16 protein-coding genes are annotated in these 15,387 nt (G+C 67.7%); 4 read left to right on the top strand and 12 right to left on the bottom strand.

Annotation, left to right across the window (positions count from 1 at the left end; all coding sequences use genetic code 11):
* Positions 1–7: 7 nt before the first annotated feature.
* From JHC79_RS07820 to JHC79_RS07775, 10 genes are all read right to left on the bottom strand, one after another.
* The gene (locus JHC79_RS07820) at positions 8–577 is read right to left on the bottom strand and encodes a hypothetical protein (RefSeq protein ID WP_296389593.1); all 570 of its coding nucleotides are present in this window, start codon (positions 575–577) and stop codon (positions 8–10) included.
* A 111-nt stretch (positions 578–688) separates the two neighbouring features.
* Positions 689–1,597: an ABC transporter substrate-binding protein gene (locus JHC79_RS07815; protein WP_296389592.1), complete on the bottom strand. Its 909-nt coding sequence runs from the start codon at positions 1,595–1,597 to the stop codon at positions 689–691.
* Between the two features lie 68 nt (positions 1,598–1,665).
* Entirely contained in the window at positions 1,666–2,400 is a 735-nt protein-coding gene (locus JHC79_RS07810) for an ABC transporter permease (protein WP_296389591.1), read from the bottom strand.
* On the bottom strand, positions 2,397–3,044 hold the full coding sequence (locus JHC79_RS07805; protein ID WP_366782458.1) for an ABC transporter permease: 648 nt from the start codon (positions 3,042–3,044) through the stop codon (positions 2,397–2,399). Before JHC79_RS07805 ends, JHC79_RS07810 begins: the two co-directional genes overlap by 4 nt.
* Positions 3,045–3,049: 5 nt before the next feature.
* Positions 3,050–4,147 (bottom strand): ATP-binding cassette domain-containing protein, encoded by a 1,098-nt coding sequence (locus JHC79_RS07800; protein WP_296389589.1) that lies wholly within the window; start codon positions 4,145–4,147, stop codon positions 3,050–3,052.
* A 97-nt stretch (positions 4,148–4,244) separates the two neighbouring features.
* Positions 4,245–4,790 carry a hypothetical protein gene (locus tag JHC79_RS07795; RefSeq protein WP_296389588.1) on the bottom strand — a complete coding sequence of 182 codons (546 nt, stop codon included), beginning with the start codon at positions 4,788–4,790 and terminating at the stop codon, positions 4,245–4,247.
* Positions 4,791–4,931: 141 nt separating this feature from the next.
* Positions 4,932–6,587 carry a BCCT family transporter gene (locus JHC79_RS07790; protein WP_296389608.1) on the bottom strand — a complete coding sequence of 552 codons (1,656 nt, stop codon included), beginning with the start codon at positions 6,585–6,587 and terminating at the stop codon, positions 4,932–4,934.
* Between the two features lie 208 nt (positions 6,588–6,795).
* Positions 6,796–7,155, bottom strand: coding sequence for a GntR family transcriptional regulator (locus JHC79_RS07785; protein WP_296389587.1), 360 nt, complete (start codon positions 7,153–7,155; stop codon positions 6,796–6,798).
* Positions 7,156–7,165: 10 nt separating this feature from the next.
* A complete protein-coding gene (arcA, locus tag JHC79_RS07780; protein ID WP_296389586.1) occupies positions 7,166–8,413 on the bottom strand; it encodes an arginine deiminase in 1,248 nt (415 codons plus the stop codon).
* 36 nt (positions 8,414–8,449) lie between these two features.
* Positions 8,450–9,712: an MFS transporter gene (locus JHC79_RS07775; protein WP_296389585.1), complete on the bottom strand. Its 1,263-nt coding sequence runs from the start codon at positions 9,710–9,712 to the stop codon at positions 8,450–8,452.
* A gap of 95 nt (positions 9,713–9,807) precedes the next feature.
* Here JHC79_RS07775 and JHC79_RS07770 point away from each other — a divergent pair, with 95 nt between their 5' ends.
* The 3 genes from JHC79_RS07770 to JHC79_RS07760 are packed head-to-tail and all read left to right on the top strand — an operon-like array spanning position 9,808 to position 12,292.
* Positions 9,808–10,683, top strand: a complete 876-nt coding sequence (locus tag JHC79_RS07770; RefSeq protein ID WP_296389584.1) for an ABC transporter substrate-binding protein — start codon at positions 9,808–9,810, stop codon at positions 10,681–10,683.
* Positions 10,680–11,528 (top strand): amino acid ABC transporter permease, encoded by an 849-nt coding sequence (locus JHC79_RS07765; protein WP_296389583.1) that lies wholly within the window; start codon positions 10,680–10,682, stop codon positions 11,526–11,528. Before JHC79_RS07770 ends, JHC79_RS07765 begins: the two co-directional genes overlap by 4 nt.
* Positions 11,528–12,292 carry an amino acid ABC transporter ATP-binding protein gene (locus JHC79_RS07760; RefSeq protein ID WP_296389582.1) on the top strand — a complete coding sequence of 255 codons (765 nt, stop codon included), beginning with the start codon at positions 11,528–11,530 and terminating at the stop codon, positions 12,290–12,292. The genes JHC79_RS07765 and JHC79_RS07760 overlap by 1 nt, the downstream gene beginning before the upstream one ends.
* A 19-nt stretch (positions 12,293–12,311) precedes the next feature.
* On the opposite strand, the gene JHC79_RS07755 is transcribed toward JHC79_RS07760, so the two are convergent.
* Both JHC79_RS07755 and JHC79_RS07750 read right to left on the bottom strand, forming a co-directional pair.
* Entirely contained in the window at positions 12,312–12,881 is a 570-nt protein-coding gene (locus tag JHC79_RS07755) for a GNAT family N-acetyltransferase (RefSeq protein WP_296389581.1), read from the bottom strand.
* Positions 12,875–13,888 (bottom strand): patatin-like phospholipase family protein, encoded by a 1,014-nt coding sequence (locus JHC79_RS07750; protein WP_296389580.1) that lies wholly within the window; start codon positions 13,886–13,888, stop codon positions 12,875–12,877. Before JHC79_RS07750 ends, JHC79_RS07755 begins: the two co-directional genes overlap by 7 nt.
* Positions 13,889–14,001: 113 nt before the next feature.
* Here JHC79_RS07750 and JHC79_RS07745 point away from each other — a divergent pair.
* Positions 14,002–15,387: glycosyltransferase 87 family protein (locus tag JHC79_RS07745; protein WP_296389579.1), on the top strand; the 1,386-nt coding region annotated here is incomplete at its 3' end.

Genomic DNA, 15,387 nt, shown 5'->3' with positions numbered 1-15,387 from the left:
GAGGTGACTACGGGCGAGCCGGTGCTCCGATGAACCGTCCGTAGATCGCGTCGGTCGTCGCGGTGTTGCTCGCGATGAAGATGCGGTCGATGCTCGTCTGCACCTGCAGGTAGCGCAGCGGCAGGTTCTTGAGCTTGTCGTCGGCCGCGCGGAACTCGACCCGGTTGGCGAGATACTTCACGTCGACGGGCACCAGTTCGTCGACCGCGGTGCCGGGCGGGTTGACCACGAGCGAGCCGTTGGCCGGGTACCCGAGCGAGAGCATCGAGAGAACCGACTGCCCGAAACCGCCGGTGGCGTTACGCGGACCGAACAGCAGGACCGAGTAGTTGGGCCCCTCACCCGGTCCCGGGGTGATCCCGCCCGCCATCACGAGCGTCACCGCCAGCCGCCCCCGTGCGCGGTCGTAGTCGAGCGTGACCGAACGGATGTCGGTGCTCTTCTTCGCCCCGGGCTTGGCCGGTGACGAGATGGTGACCGGCGCCGCGGACGCGGGGGCCGAGCACACCCCGGCGCCCACGGCCACGGCGATCCCGAGCGCAGCGGCGACGACCGAACGACGTGCAGTGTGAGACATGCGTACTCCTGTGAGCGTTCCCCGACCGGATGTGATTCCTCGCAGTATTGCATCCCTCGCATGGGCTTCGAGCTACATCAAGCCGAAGCCACGGGCGCGATCGCTGCGACGTCAGACGGGATGGGCCGCCAGCCACTGCTTGGCGATGTCGGCCGGCTTGGTGCCGTCGGCCGCCTGGCCGTTCAGGGTGATCAGGTCGGCGGTGGTCAGCTTCGCCGAGACCGCGTTGAGCGTGGTGGTCACGGTGTCGGTCTGCTTCGACTTCTTGATGACGGGCAGCACGTTCTGCGCCGAGAACAGTGACTTGTCGTCGGCCAGGGCCACCAGCTTGTTCTTGGCGATACCCGGGTCGGTGGTGAAGAGGTTGGCCGCCTGGACCTGACCGCTGGTGAGTGCGTTCATCGTGAGGGTGCCGCCGGCGTCGAGCGGTACGAAGCTCTTGAAGGTGACGCCGTAGACATCCTTGAGGCCGACCACACCCTGCACGCGGGTCTTGAACTCCGGCGCCGCGCCCAGCGCCAGCTCTCCGCCGACCGGCGCGAGATCGGACACCTTCGCGAGCTTGTACTTCGACGCGGTGTCCTGGGTGACACAGATCGCGTCCTTGTCCTCGGCGGGCGAGGGCGTGAGACCGACGATGCCCTCGGGCAGCTTCTGGGTGAGCTCCGCGTCCACCGCCTGCGGGGTGGAGGCCGTCGACTTCTCGTCCAGGTACTTCAGGAGCGCTCCGGTGTACTCGGGGACGAGGTCGATCGACGAGTCCTTGAGCGCGGTGAAGTAGACCTCGCGGCTACCGATGTTGAACTGGGTCTTCACCGCGACACCCTTGGACTGCAGGGCCTGTGCGTAGATCTCACCGACGAGCTGACTCTCGGTGAAATCCGCGGAGCCGATGATGATCTGCGAGCCCGACGAACCCGACTGGTCGGTGCTGCTGTTGAGTGGGTCGCCGCCACACGCCGACAGGGTCAGGACGCTCGCGGCGGCGATGGCTGCCGCGACCAGGGTGGTCTTCTTCATTACGGTTCTCCTCGGTGTGGTGACGCTGGGTACTGCGATGTCGGTGTGGATGCAGGTTTGGTGCCGGTTCACGTGCCCGGCGCCGGCACCGGGATCGCCGGTGAGGGTCGGGAGCGAGTCGATGATTTCTCGGGACGTCGCAGGCCGGGCGAGATCGTGAATCGGCCGATCAGGGCGAACAACACCTCGAACGCTATCGCGAGAACCGCGACGAGCAGGGCGCCTGCGGTCATCTTGGTGAAATCGGCCTCGGCGCGCCCGTCGAGGATGAACCGCCCGAGGCCCTGCAGGCCGACATAGGCCGCGACGGTGGCTGTCGAGACGATCTGGAGTGTCGCGCTGCGGATCCCGGACAGCATCAGCGGCAGCGCGCACGGGAGCTGCACTCGCATCAGGATCTGGGCGCGGGTGTAGCCCATCGCCCGGGCCGCGCCCACCGCTCCCGAGTCGGCGTTCTGGATGCCCGCGTAGGTACCGGCGAGAATCGGTGGCACGCCGAGCAATACGAGCACCGCGGTCGTCGGGATCAGATACACCGCCTGACCGCTGACGCTCGAGGAGATCAGCAGGAACAGCAGCACCAGGGCGCCAAGGGTCGGAAGTGCGCGCAGGGCGTTGGCCGAACCCACCACGAGTCCCCCGCCGCGCCCGGTGTAGCCGACCACCATCCCGAGCGGCACGGCGATCACGAGCGAGATGCCCAGTGCGAGCAGCGTGTAGACGAGGTGGTGTCCGACCTGGGCCGGCACGCCGTCCGGTCCGGTCCAGTGGGCGCTGTCGGCGAACCAGCCGGGCACGTTCACGAGGTCACGATCCGTTCACGCCAGGGTGTGGCGAGTCGGTTGGCCACCTGGATCGCCACGTCGAAGATCACCGCGAGCACCACACACATCACCACGCCGGAGACCAGGGGACCGTACAGCTGCAGTTGGAGCCCCTGGGTGAACAACGACCCGAGTTGGGAGATGCCGAGCAGGGCGGCCAACGTCACGATCGACACGTTCGACACGACCGCGACCCGGAGTCCGGCGCTGATCACCGGCACCGCCACCGGCAGCTCGACCAGGAACAGGATCTGCCAGGTGCGGTACCCCATGGCGCGTGCGGCGAGAACGGTGTCCACGGGCACCGAGGCGAGTCCGTCGGCGACGACCCGCACGAGCAACGCAACGGTGTAGATCGTCAGCGCCAGAACGACATTGATGGGGTCGAGGATCTTCGTGCCGATGACCGGCGGGAGAAAGATGAACAACGCCAGCGACGGCACCGTGTAGAACAGGCCCGCGATCCCGACGATCGGGGTGTAGCTGCGTCGCGAGCGATACGCCCACCAGCCCAGCGGTAGCGCGATGAGCAGGCCGATCAGTGTGGGGATCAGCGTGAGCCAGATGTGGCTGACCGTCAGCGACCACACCAAACCGTAGTTGTCGCCGACCCAGTCGACGATCTTGTTCACGCCGCCCCCTCGCTCGCACGGGCCCGGCGGATCGCGGCCAACACGTCGGTGTCGGTCACCGAGCCGACCAGCACCCCGTCGTCGTCGACGATCACGCAACGGCCCGCGGGGCTCGACAGCGCCGAGTTGAGCAGCTCACGCAGTGGACTGTCGGCGCGTGCGACCGTGCCGGCGAGGTTGATGTCATGCGACTGGACCGGTCGGGCCCCGACCGCTGTGACGTCCACCCACCCGATGGGTCGGTTGCCGGTGTCGATCGCCAGAACCCAGCGTCCGTCGATCCCGCTGATCGGCTCGCCCACGGTCACCGACAGCTCGGCCTGCGGGACGAGTTCATCGTCTCCGAATCGGAAGCCCAGTGAGCGGTATCCCCGTGTGCTGCCGACGAAGTCGGCGACGAACTCGTCGGCCGGGGCCTCGAGCAGTCCGGCGGGTGTCGCGACCTGGGCCAGCCGCCCGCCCTGTCGCAGCACCGCGACGCGGTCACCGAGTTTGAGGGCCTCGTCGATGTCGTGGGTGACGAGGATGATCGTCTTCGAGATGTCACTCTGCAGCCGCAGGAACTCGTCCTGTAGCTGCGCACGGACGATGGGGTCGACGGCACTGAACGGTTCGTCCATCAGCAGGAACGGCGGGTCGGTGGCCAGCGCCCGGGCAACGCCGACACGCTGCTGCTGTCCACCGGAGAGCTGCCATGGGTACCGCTTCGCGAACGTCGCGTCGAGTCCGACCCGTTCGAGCAGGTCCATGGCCGCGGCGCGGGTCTGCTTCTTGCCGCCGCCGAGCAGTCGCGGCAGGGCGGCAACGTTGTCGACGACGGTTCGATGCGGGAACAGTCCGGCGTTCTGGATGACGTACCCGATACGGCGGCGCAGCGTGACGGCGTCGATCGACGCGGTGTCGGTGCCGTCGAGGGTGATGCGACCCGCGGTCGGGTCGATCAGACGGTTGACCATGCGCATCGTGGTCGTCTTCCCGCACCCGGACGGACCCACGAGAACCGTGATCTCGCCGCTCGGTGCGGTCAGATCCAACTCGTCGACCGCGACCGTTCCGTCCGGATATGTCTTCGAGACCCGCTCGAACTCGATCATGGTCGTCCTCTGTGGGTGTCGGAATCCGCCGGCCCGTGACACGGCTCTGCATCAAACCGTATAACGCGCGCGGAGACACCGCCCCCGATCCCACGGGTCAGCGCAGAGTGCGACCGTACATCCCGTCGATCCCGAAGAAGCTGCCCGGCTCCGGTGATCGGGTCCTGGTCGACTGGATGTCGAAGTACCGCACGTCGAGGCCGGCGAGACGGTCATCGGTGGCGGTGAACTGCACGCGGTTCCCGACGAAGCGAAGGCGTAGCGGGACCGACGTGGTGATCCCGTCGTTGGCGCGACTGACCTCCAGGCGCGCATCACCGGGCACACCCACCGACGACAACGCGATCACCGCACCGCCACCGATGTACTTCTGGGGGCCGTAGAGAACCACCGAATAGCCCGGCCCGCCGTTGGCCAGCGGCACCGGCGCCCCACGCAGGGAGATCGTCGCCGAGAGCGATCCGGTGGACCGTTCGTAATCCACCGTCGCGGAGAGGATGTCGATTGCCGGTGCGCTGAGCAGCGAGGGCGGTGAGTACACCGTCACCGGTGCGGCCGAGGCGGGGGCAGCCCCGAGACCGATACCCATGGCCGCGGCCAGACCGCAGGCGGACAGGAGGGCAGAGCGACGTGGTGTGACCATTTCCAACTCCCTGAGATGTCCCGACCCCAATTGGTACTGAACAGTACCAATTGTTCGCACGGAGAACAAGAAGGTGAGCAGAACGAAAAAAAGCCACTCGCGAACCATGCGGCTCGCGAGTGGCTCCTGTTCTACGACAGCTCAGCTGGTGCTGCCCGGGCGCGCGTCCCCCGACGGATCGGCGGCGACGAGCGACTCGTCGACCGGCAGATCATCGGACGGCAACACGTCGTTGGTGTCGTCGGTCGCCGCGATGGTGTTGGCGTGGACGCGCAGCTTGTCCTCGAGTCCGTCGGTGCGGTGCTTCTGCGCGAGGATCAGCGGATCGCGCCGCAGATCCTTGTACAGCGAGACGCACATCAGGATCATCACGATCACGAACGGCAGCGCCGCGATGATCGCCATCGTCTTGATGCCCTGGAGCGCGTCGTCGCCGCTGACCCACAACAGCAGCGCGGCCACGGCACCGGTGAGGACGCCCCAGAACACCGTCACCTTCTTCGTCGGTTCAGGTCGGCCGCGTTCGGACAGCGTCGCCATCACCAGTGACGCCGAGTCGGCGCCGGAGACGAAGAAGATCGCGACGAGCAGCATGACCAGCACCGAGGCGATACCCGCCCACGGCAGGTTGTTGAGCATGTCGAACAGCTGCGATTCCTCGTTCGGGCTGTTGGAAAGGCCCTTTCCGTTCATCTCCTGATTGATCGCGGTACCGCCGAAGATCGCGAACCACACCAGCGACACCGTTGACGGCACGATCATCACGCCGAGGACGAACTCGCGGATGGTGCGACCGCGGCTGATCTTGGCCAGGAACATTCCGACGAACGGGGTCCAGGAGACCCACCAAGCCCAGTAGAAGATGGTCCAGCCCGCGAGCCATTCCTGGCCGGCGGCGTCGGTGCTCGCGCCCGATCGTGCGGCGTCGGAGGTGATCTCGTTGAGATAGGTGCCGATCGAGGTCGGGACCACGTTCATGATGAAGACGGTCGGCCCGACGACGAAGATGAACACCGCCAGCACGATCGCCAGGACCATGTTGATGTTGGACAACCACTGGATGCCCTTGGCGACACCGGAGACGGCCGACGCCACGAAGGCCGCGGTGAGGACCGCGATGATCGCGACGAGCAGCAGCTTGCCGGACTCGCCCACGATGTTGAGTTCCTCGAAGCCCGAACCGATCTGGGCTGCACCGAGTCCCAGCGAGGCGACCGTTCCGAAGAGGGTCGCGAAGATCGCGAGGATGTCGATGACCTTGCCGCCCCACCCGTTGGCGCGGTCGCCGAGCAGTGGAGCGAAAACCGCGCTCATCAGCTGCCCGCGTCCGCAGCGGTAGGTGCTGTAGGCAATGGCGAGTCCGACGACGGCGTACATCGCCCACGGGTGCAGGCCCCAGTGGAACATCGTGGTGGCCATGGCCACGCCGACGTTCTGTCCCTCCTTGCCGGGAGGGGCGTTGACGAAGTGCGTCAGCGGCTCGTTGGCGCCGTAGAACATCAGGCCGATGCCCATGCCGGCGCTGAACATCATCGCGATCCAGCTGATCGTCTTGAACTCGGGCTTCTCACCGTCGCGACCGAGGGGGATCTTGCCGTACTTGCTGACCGCCAGGAAGATCGCGAACAACACGAACCCGGTGGCCGACAGGATGAACATCCACCCGAGGTTGTCCGTGATCCAACCGAGGATGTTGGCCGTCACGTCCTTGAGGCCGGCCTTGTCGACCAGACCCCAGATCAGGAACCCGACGATCAGGGCGGCGGTGACGCCGAAGACGACGAAGTCCACGCGCAGCGCGCTGGGCTCAGATGACCGTGGATCACGGGTTCCGGTGTCACCACCATCCCCTGACAACCGAGTTTCTGTAGTCGTAACCATCCCTTTACTGTCGCAGGCTTTGGTTCAGACATTCAAACGAGTCGACGAATGGACATCGACTCGTAACAGTCACAGTGCGCACCGGTCGGCCTCAGGCGCCTCTCAGTCAGCGCTCAGGCGCAGCTCAGGGGCGTTTCAACGCGGTCGCGATCATCTCGGCGATCGCATGGTCGTCGATGCCCATCCCTCGGAGCTCAGCGACGTGCGACACGGTCATGCGCTGCGCTCTCGCTGCCGCGGAATCAGATCGCGCCTTCACGAACGACCCGTTGCGCCCCCTCGTCTCGATGACATCGGCCGTCTCCAGTTCGCGGTAGGCCCGCGCCGCGGTGTTCGGTGCGATGGACAGCTCCGCGGCGAGGGCGCGCACGGTCGGCAGTTTCGAACCCACCAACAACTCGCCCCTGCCGACGAGCTCGATGACCTGCCGCCGCACCTGCTCGTAGGGCGGTTCGGCGGAATCCGGATCAATGGTGATGTTCATCGACGCCCCGTCACAGCAGATCGCGCGCGACCGGGCACGACATGCAGCGCGGACCACCCCGGCCGGAGCCCAGTTCACTGCCCGCGATGGTCAGGACCTCGATGCCCGAATCCCGCAGGCGACGGTTCGTCTCGACGTTGCGGTCGTAGGCCACCACGACGCCGGGCGAGATCGCCAGGGTGTTGTTGCCGTCGTCCCACTGCTCGCGTTCGGCGGTCACCGCATCGAGTCCGGTGTCGATGACCCGGAGCTTGCCGATACCCATGGCGTCGGCGGCTGCCTCGACGAACGGCGCCGGTCCCGAGACGGTCGGCGCCCCGTCGTCCATCCGGATCGTGAACGCCGACAGGGAGTCCTGGATCACCGGATACATCACCACCGCGTCGGTGTCGACCATGGTGCACACCGTGTCGAGGTGCATCGAGGCGCGACGCTGTTCGATGGGGACCGCCAGCACCGTGTGTGCGAGTCCGTCGTCGAACAGACTGCGCGCCAGCGCCTCCGCACCCGCGGGCGTGGTCCGCTCACCGACACCGACCGCGACCACCCCCGGCGCCATCAGCAGGATGTCGCCGCCCTCGATCGGGGCACTGTGCGACTCGTACGCCCGACGGGCCCCCCGGAACCGCGGGTGGTGGGCGTAGATCAGGTCGGTCAACGAGGTCTCGCGGATCCGCGCGGGCAGCGCCAGGGTGGTGATCGCGAACCGGGTACCGATCCAGAACGAGCTGTCCCGGGTGAACAGCAGGTTGGGTAGCGGGTCGATCGCGAACTCCACACCGTGATGCATCCGGCGCACCAGCGACGCCCGCGCCGCGGCCGGGCTCTCGGGCATCTCGTCGAACGTCATGCCCGCCATGAGGATCGTGGCCAGGTCGGCGGGCGCCAGGGTGCGCAGGTGGCCCGCGAGTTCCTGGGCGAGGTGATGCCCGAGACGGCGCGCGTTGACCGCCGCGGCGATGCCCTGCATCCGTGCGGCTCCGCTGAGCTCGATGGTCTGGCGCAGCAGGTCGCCGAGCAGCAACACCTCGACGTCGTGATCGCGCAGCACCTGTGCGAACGTGTCGTGTTCCTCCTGCGCCCGGTCCACCCAGGGCAGCCCGTCGAAGAGGAGCTGGTCGCTGTTGCGCGGGGTCAGCCGACGGAGCTCGTCACCCGGGCGGTGCAACATCACGCTGCGGAGCCGGCCCACCTCGGAATTCGCACCGAGAGGTGGCGCCGATCCGGGATCGATGGCAGATCCGCTCTGATCACTCATGCGAACACGGTAATCGTCGGCGCGGCGCGTCGCCGCTCACCGACGGGGCGGCTCGATCGTCGCGTCGCAGTCGGGCGCGGGTGGGACCGCGGAGATGACGGGCGTGTCGACCGCCTCCCCCGTGCGCACCGGGGCGGTCTCCCGGGCGACCGACCACAACGCCAAGGCCACCAGCGGGACTGCGCCGGTGAGCAGGAACGCCGGACCGTAACCGCCTGCGTGGTCGACCATCAACCCCGCGAGGATCGGTCCGCTGACCGCGCCGACGTCGGAGATCATCTGGAACGCGGCGAGCGCGGTGCCACCCTGACCGCGCTTGGCGAGCAGGTCGGCCAGCGCCGCCTGATGGGTGGGGGCGAACAGACCCGACCCGGTGCCGGCCACGAAGCTCAGAACCCCGGCCAGCCACAGGGATCCGCTGTAGCCGAGAACCAGCGTCGCACCCGACATCAGGGCGAGGCCGGGCAGCATGATCGGTTTGCGGCCGTAGCGGTCCGACAGTCGGCCCGCGACGACGATGGACGCGACGTTGCCCGCGGCGTAGACCGCGAGCACCACCCCTGACCACGCACTGGACTCGTCGAGTCCGTAGACGATGTAGAGCGGCACGAGCGCGACCCGCACGCCCTGACTGGCGAAACCCTGGGTGAAGCTCGAGGCGAGAATCGCCCGATAGGTTCTGTCCCGCAGGGCCTCCCGGAAACCGATGGGGTCGATGACCGGCCCGGAACCGGCGACCGGGCGACCGCCGACCCCGCGCAGCTGGGTGGCCACGACCGCCGAGGCGATCAGCAGGGCGACGGCGTAGACCACGAACGGCAGGCGCAGGCCGTAACTCACCAGCGCCGCACCGATGAGCGGGCCGGTGATGTTGCCCAGGAGGAAGCCACCGCTGAAGAAGCCGGAGACGCGACCGCGCAGATCCGCCGGCGAGAGTCGGATGAGCAATGCCAGCGCGGAGACGCTGAACATCGTCGACCCGATGCCGCCGAGGCCGCGGAAGATCAACAGCTGCCAGTAGTTCTGGGCGAAGGCGCACGCCAGGGTCGAGGCCGCCACGATGAGCAGACCGGTGAGGTAGATCCGTCGCTCGCCGAGCAGCGACACCAACTTGCCGCTGGCGGGGGCGAACAGCAGGCGCATCATCGCGAAGGCCGAGACGATGACCGTCGCCGCGGCGACCGACACGTCGAAGCTGCGGGCGAAGTTCGGGAGAGCCGGGGCGATCAGTCCGTAGCCGAGCGCGATGACGAAGTTGGCGGCGAGCAGAACCCAGATCCCGCGAGGGATCTGTCTCATCGTGGACCCGGATTCGACGTCATCGGCATGTATCCGATAGTCGACCATCGCCCGGCGTTGCACCAAACCGCCGCCCGTTCCCTACGATCTGGCAGATGACCATCTCGACCTCGCGCGGCCTGGCCGCCATCGCTGTGTTGGCCCTCGCATTCACCGCCGCATGTTCTCCGACCTCCGACTCGACCGGCGGCGCGTCCGGTTCGGCATCGACGTCGTTGTCGAGGTGTGAGCCCGCCACCCTGCCGGTCGTGGCGAAGGGAACGCTGACCGTCGCCACCGACGACCCGGCCTACGAGCCGTGGTTCAGCGACAACGACCCGACCAACGGCAAGGGTTTCGAATCGGCGGTGGCCTACGCCGTGGCCGGCAAGCTCGGATTCACGAAGAACCAGGTCAAGTGGACCAAGGCGGGGTTCAACCAGGTCATCCAGCCCGGGAAGAAGGACTTCGACTTCGACATCAACCAGTTCTCGATCTCCGCGCAGCGGGCCAAGGCCGTGGACTTCTCCAGCCCGTACTACTCGGCCTCGCAGGCGATCATCACGCTGAAGGACTCCCCGTTCGCGGGCGCGACGTCGATGGCCGCTCTCAAGGGCGCGAAACTCGGCGCCCAGATCGCCACCACCTCGCTCACCGCCATCGACCAGATCGCGCCGACCACCGCGCCGCTGGTCTACGACGACACCTCCAAGGCCGGGCAGGCCCTGCAGAACAAGCAGGTCGACGCGATCGTCGCCGACCTGCCGACCGCCTACTACCTGACATCGGCGGAGATCACCGGCGCCACGATCGTCGGCGAGTTCCAGCCGACGAAGGGTGAGCAGGAACGGTTCGGACTGCTGCTGTCGAAGGGCAGCAAGCTCACGCCGTGCGTCACCGCCGCGGTCGACGCGTTGAACTCCGACGGCACGCTGGGCAAGCTCCAGGATCAGTGGCTGACCCAGGCGACCAACGTTCCCGAACTGAAGTGACATCCGGCGCGACGCCGCTCAGCGAACGCCAACTCGAGCGGCAGCGGTACCGACGTCGCCGGACGCGGACGCGGGCCGCCATCGCCGCGATCTCGACGGTCGTCGTGCTCGGCGTCGTCATCGCGGTGGTGATCTCCTCCCCCGGCTGGGACCGGGTGCACGCCACGTTCTTCGACTGGGACGACGCCATGGGATCGTTCCCCGACGTCGCGAGGTCGTTCTGGCTCAACATCCGCCTGTTCCTCGTCGTCGAGGTGTTCGTCCTCGTGCTCGGTCTCGTGGTCGCGATCATCCGGGTCATCCCCAGCCCCGCGCTCGCGCCGATCAAGCTCGTCGCGGTGCTCTACACCGACATCTTCCGCGGCACGCCGACGCTGCTCATCGTCCTGCTGGTCGGTTTCGGCATCCCGGCGCTCGAGTTGAGCGGACTGCCCACGAGCCTGTTCTGGCTCGGTGTCATCGCACTGACGCTCAGTTACGGCGCGTACATCGCCGAGGTCATCCGGGCCGGAATCCTGTCGGTGCACCCGTCGCAGTGGGCCAGTGGTCGCGCGATCGGCCTGTCCTACGGGAAGACCCTGCGGCACGTGATCCTGCCGCAGGCGTTGCGACGGGTCGCTCCCCCGCTGCTCAACGACTTCGTGTCGCTGCAGAAGGACACCGCGCTGCTCTCGACGATCGGTCTGGTGGAGTCGTTGCGCGCCGCTCAGGTGATCTCCGGCCGCGACTTCGTCTTCACCCCGTACGTCGTCGCGGCCTGCTTCTTCATCGTCGCCACGATTCCGCTGGCCCGCCTCACCGACTATCTGACGGTGCGCTCGATGCGTCGCGACGGTGGTCTGTGATGACCGGGACCGAGAAGGACTCGACACCGACGACCGAGTTGCTGCGCGCGGTGGCGATCCGGAAGTCGTTCGGCGGCAACGACGTCCTGCGTGGCATCGACCTCACCGTCGGACAGGGCGAGGTCGTCTGTCTGATCGGCGCGTCCGGATCGGGCAAGTCGACGCTGCTGCGCTGCCTGGATCTGCTGGAGGTCCTCGACGACGGCGACATCTGGCTCGACGGTCGCGACATCACCGACCCGCGCGTCGACGTCGACGAGGTACGACGCTCGATCGGGATCGTCTTCCAGGCCTACAACCTGTTCCCGCATCTGTCGGTTCTGCGCAACATCACGCTCGGTCCGATCAAGGCGCGCGGTGTCCCCACCTCCGACGCCCGCGCCCGGGCGCACGCCCTGCTCGAGCGGGTCGGGTTGGCGGAGAAGTCCGGCGCCTACCCGGATTCGCTGTCGGGTGGGCAGCAGCAACGGGTGGCGCTCGCCCGCGCGATCGCGATGGACCCGCAGGTGTTGCTGCTCGACGAGATCACCTCGGCGCTCGACCCGATGCTCGTCGGTGAGGTGCTCGACGTCATCCGGGGTCTGCGCGCGGACGGGATGACGATCGTGATGGCCACCCACGAGATGACGTTCGCCCGCGAGGTGGCCGACCGCATCGTGTTCATGGCCGACGGTCGCATCGAGGAGTCCGGTCCGCCGGAGCAGATCTTCACCGCACCGGCGAGCCCGCGCACCGCCGAGTTCCTCGCCCGCCACCTCGGCTGAACCGAGACGACCCACCGGTTCACCGAGCGGCGGCCCCCGGCCGCTCGAGTCGCAGGATGTGGTGGGCGGGGTCGTCGATCGGGTTGTCGGGCACGAGATCTCCGCTGGCGACGATGCGAAAGCCGGCCTTCTCCAGAGCCCGCCACGACCGACGGTTTGCGGCCACCACGGGCACCAGCAGCATCTGGGCGTCGTCGTGGCGGTCGAAGGTGTCGGCGCTGACCGACGAGATGATCGCGGGCCCGAGGCCACGCCCGATCAGTTCCGGGACCCCGATGAGGTAGTCGATCGTGTAGGCGGTCGGTGGCACCGCACCGATGACGGGCTCGAACTCGCGCAGGTATTCGGGATAGTCGGCGATCCGGCACCGTTGCACCAGGCCGATCGGCACCCCGTCGGCGAGAACGACCAGGTTGTCGCCGGGTTCGGCGCCGTCGATCCCCGGCCCGAAATCGCGCTCGAGGGCGGCGGCGTCGAATTCCTGATGCCACCACCGGGCGACGTCGGGAGTCGCCAGCCAGCGGGCGAGCGCACCGAAGTCGTCTCGCGTCAGGGGCCGGAACCCGATGTCGGGGTGCGCACTCACCACCTACGGGATTGTTGCTCGTCGAGCGCGTGCTCGGTGAGCGATCGACCGAGTTCGATCATCTCCGTGGCCCGGTGGAAGTCCAGGCTGCGGATGGCGGTGCGCGGGACCTCGATCAGCACGTCCGGCGGGAACGCGGCGAGCTGATAGCGGGCCAGCGCCTCCTGCATGATGTCGAGCGACCGGTCCATCACCGTGAAGCGGCTGAGTTTGCGCAGGGCCGAGTCGTCCGACGGGGAGGCGATCACCCGGGACTCCTGTTCCGGCGTCTCCGCGACCGCGGCCACGCCGTCGGGGTCCACCTCCGAAGCGTCGTCGGCGCCAGGGTCGCCGGCGAACCGGTCGACGATGGACTTGACGAAATCTCGTTCGAGCAGCGGCGATGCGGTCCGTCGGATCATGTCCATCGCGCCGGGCACCGAGTGGGCGGGCTCGTGGCTCTCGGCGTCGATCCCGCCGGTGTCCGCCCCGAGGTCGACCCCGATGATGAGGTCCGCACCGGCCGCGGCCAGCGGGGCGATCGGCACCGGGTCGAGGATGCCGCCGTCGACGAGGACGCGACCGTCGAGCACGAACGGCGTGATGACACCGGGGATGGCGATCGACGCGCGGATCGCGGTGTCCACCGGACCGCGCTGGAACCATTTCGCGCGGCCCGCGGTGAGGTCGGTGGCGACCGCGGTGAACGGGATCGGGAGGTCCTCGATCTGCACCTCACCCAGGATCTCGCGAACCTTGTCCAGGATCTTGACCGCGTGGATGACACCGGGCGCCGACAGGGAGACGTCCATCAACCGCACCACGTCGAACTGGTTGAGCCCGGTGACCCACGACGTGTACTCATCGAGCCGGCCGGCCGCGTGCAGGCCCGCGATGAGCGCGCCCATCGAGGACCCGGCGATGGCCACGATCTCGTAGCCGCGTTCCTCCAGCACCTGTAGGACCCCGATGTGGGCGTAGCCCCTGGCACCGCCACTGCCGAGCGCCACCGCAACGGTTGTTGTGCTCACGCCGCCCAGCCTACGAGCCGTCACCTCCCAGCAGTTCCGTGGGCACACCACACCGACTCTTCAGGTGAGTCGGACACGCTGGCCGCACCGACCACGTGTGAAAGAGGAATTCGATGGCCACCCCCGCCACCATCACCACTGTGCCGCCGCCGCGCGCCGCACCCGACACGGCGCAGGCGGCCGGCTCGTCCATGCGCTCGCGCCTCGTCCGGATCGGCGTTCTCGTCGTGATCGCCGCCGCGGCCCTCGGGCTGCGGCTGGTGTTCCTCGACCACCGCAGTCTGGACTTCACGGCGTTCCTCGACCGCTGGTACACCCACATCGCCGACAACGGTGGGTTCGCGGCGTTCAAGGAGTCGTTCGCCGACTACAACTACCCCTACCTGTACCTGATCGCGATCCTCACCTACCTGCACATCCCGGCGCTGGTCGGGATCAAGGGCATCTCCATCGCGTTCGACTTCGCGCTGGCCGCCTTCGCCTACCGCATCGTCGGGATCCGCTATCCGGCGTTCTGGGTGCGCGCCCTGGCGTTCGGGATGATCCTGTTCCTGCCGACGGTCGTCGCGAACAGTTCGTACTGGGGCCAGGCCGACGGCATCTACTCGGCGTTCGCCGTCGGCGGGGTCTACTTCCTGCTCCGGCGGCGGCCGTGGTGGGCGTGCATCTTCATCGGCCTGGCGCTCTCGTTCAAGCTGCAGGCGATCTTCCTGATCCCGGTCGTGGCGTTCCTGGTGGTGCGCCGTGTCATCCCGTGGCGGTCGCTGCTCGCCATCCCGGCGGTGATGCTGCTGCTCGACATACCGCCGTTGCTGGTGGGCGCCCCGATCGGCGAAGTGCTCTCGGTGTACGTCAGCCAGACCGGGTCCTACAAGCAGCTCACCCTCGGCGCACCCAATCTGTACCAGTGGATCTCGTTGGGCGGCAACGTCTCCTGGATCGCCTACGTCGGGATCGGTGTGGTCTGCGTGCTGACCGTCGCCGCACTGCTCTACGCCTTGCGGCGCAAACCGATGCTGGACGACACCATGATCCTGCTGGCGGTGACCACGAGTGCGCTCGTCGTCCCGTTCTTCCTGCCCGCCATGCACGAGCGCTACTTCTACCTGGCCGAGGTGCTGAGCGTGATCGTCGCGTTCTATCTGCCCATGCGGTATTGGATCATCCCGCTGCTCATCCAGATCGCCTCCTTCGGTGGGTATCTCGACTCACTGACCGGGGACCAGGCCGGGGGTGGCGGGCGCGGGTTCGGCGGCGCGCCGGGCCAGGCCGGTGATCGTCCGACCGGCGGGCAGGGCGGAGCCGGCATGCCCGGTGGTGGTCCGGGCGGGATCGGTCAGCGACCAGGCGGGCAGGGGTCGGGTGGTCAGGGACCCGGTGGCGGCATGGGCGGATCACGCGGCGGCGGCGGTTACACATCCGGCCAGGGCGACACGGCGCTGCAGATCTACGCCGCGATCATGGGCCTCGCGGTGCTGTCGCTCGTGTCGACGACGGTG

The sequence above is a fragment of the Williamsia sp. genome (assembly GCF_016462415.1).
Lineage (GTDB): Bacteria > Actinomycetota > Actinomycetes > Mycobacteriales > Mycobacteriaceae > Williamsia_A.
Note: the sequence above shows the minus strand (reverse complement) of the source record. Positions and strands in the feature narration are given on the sequence as shown.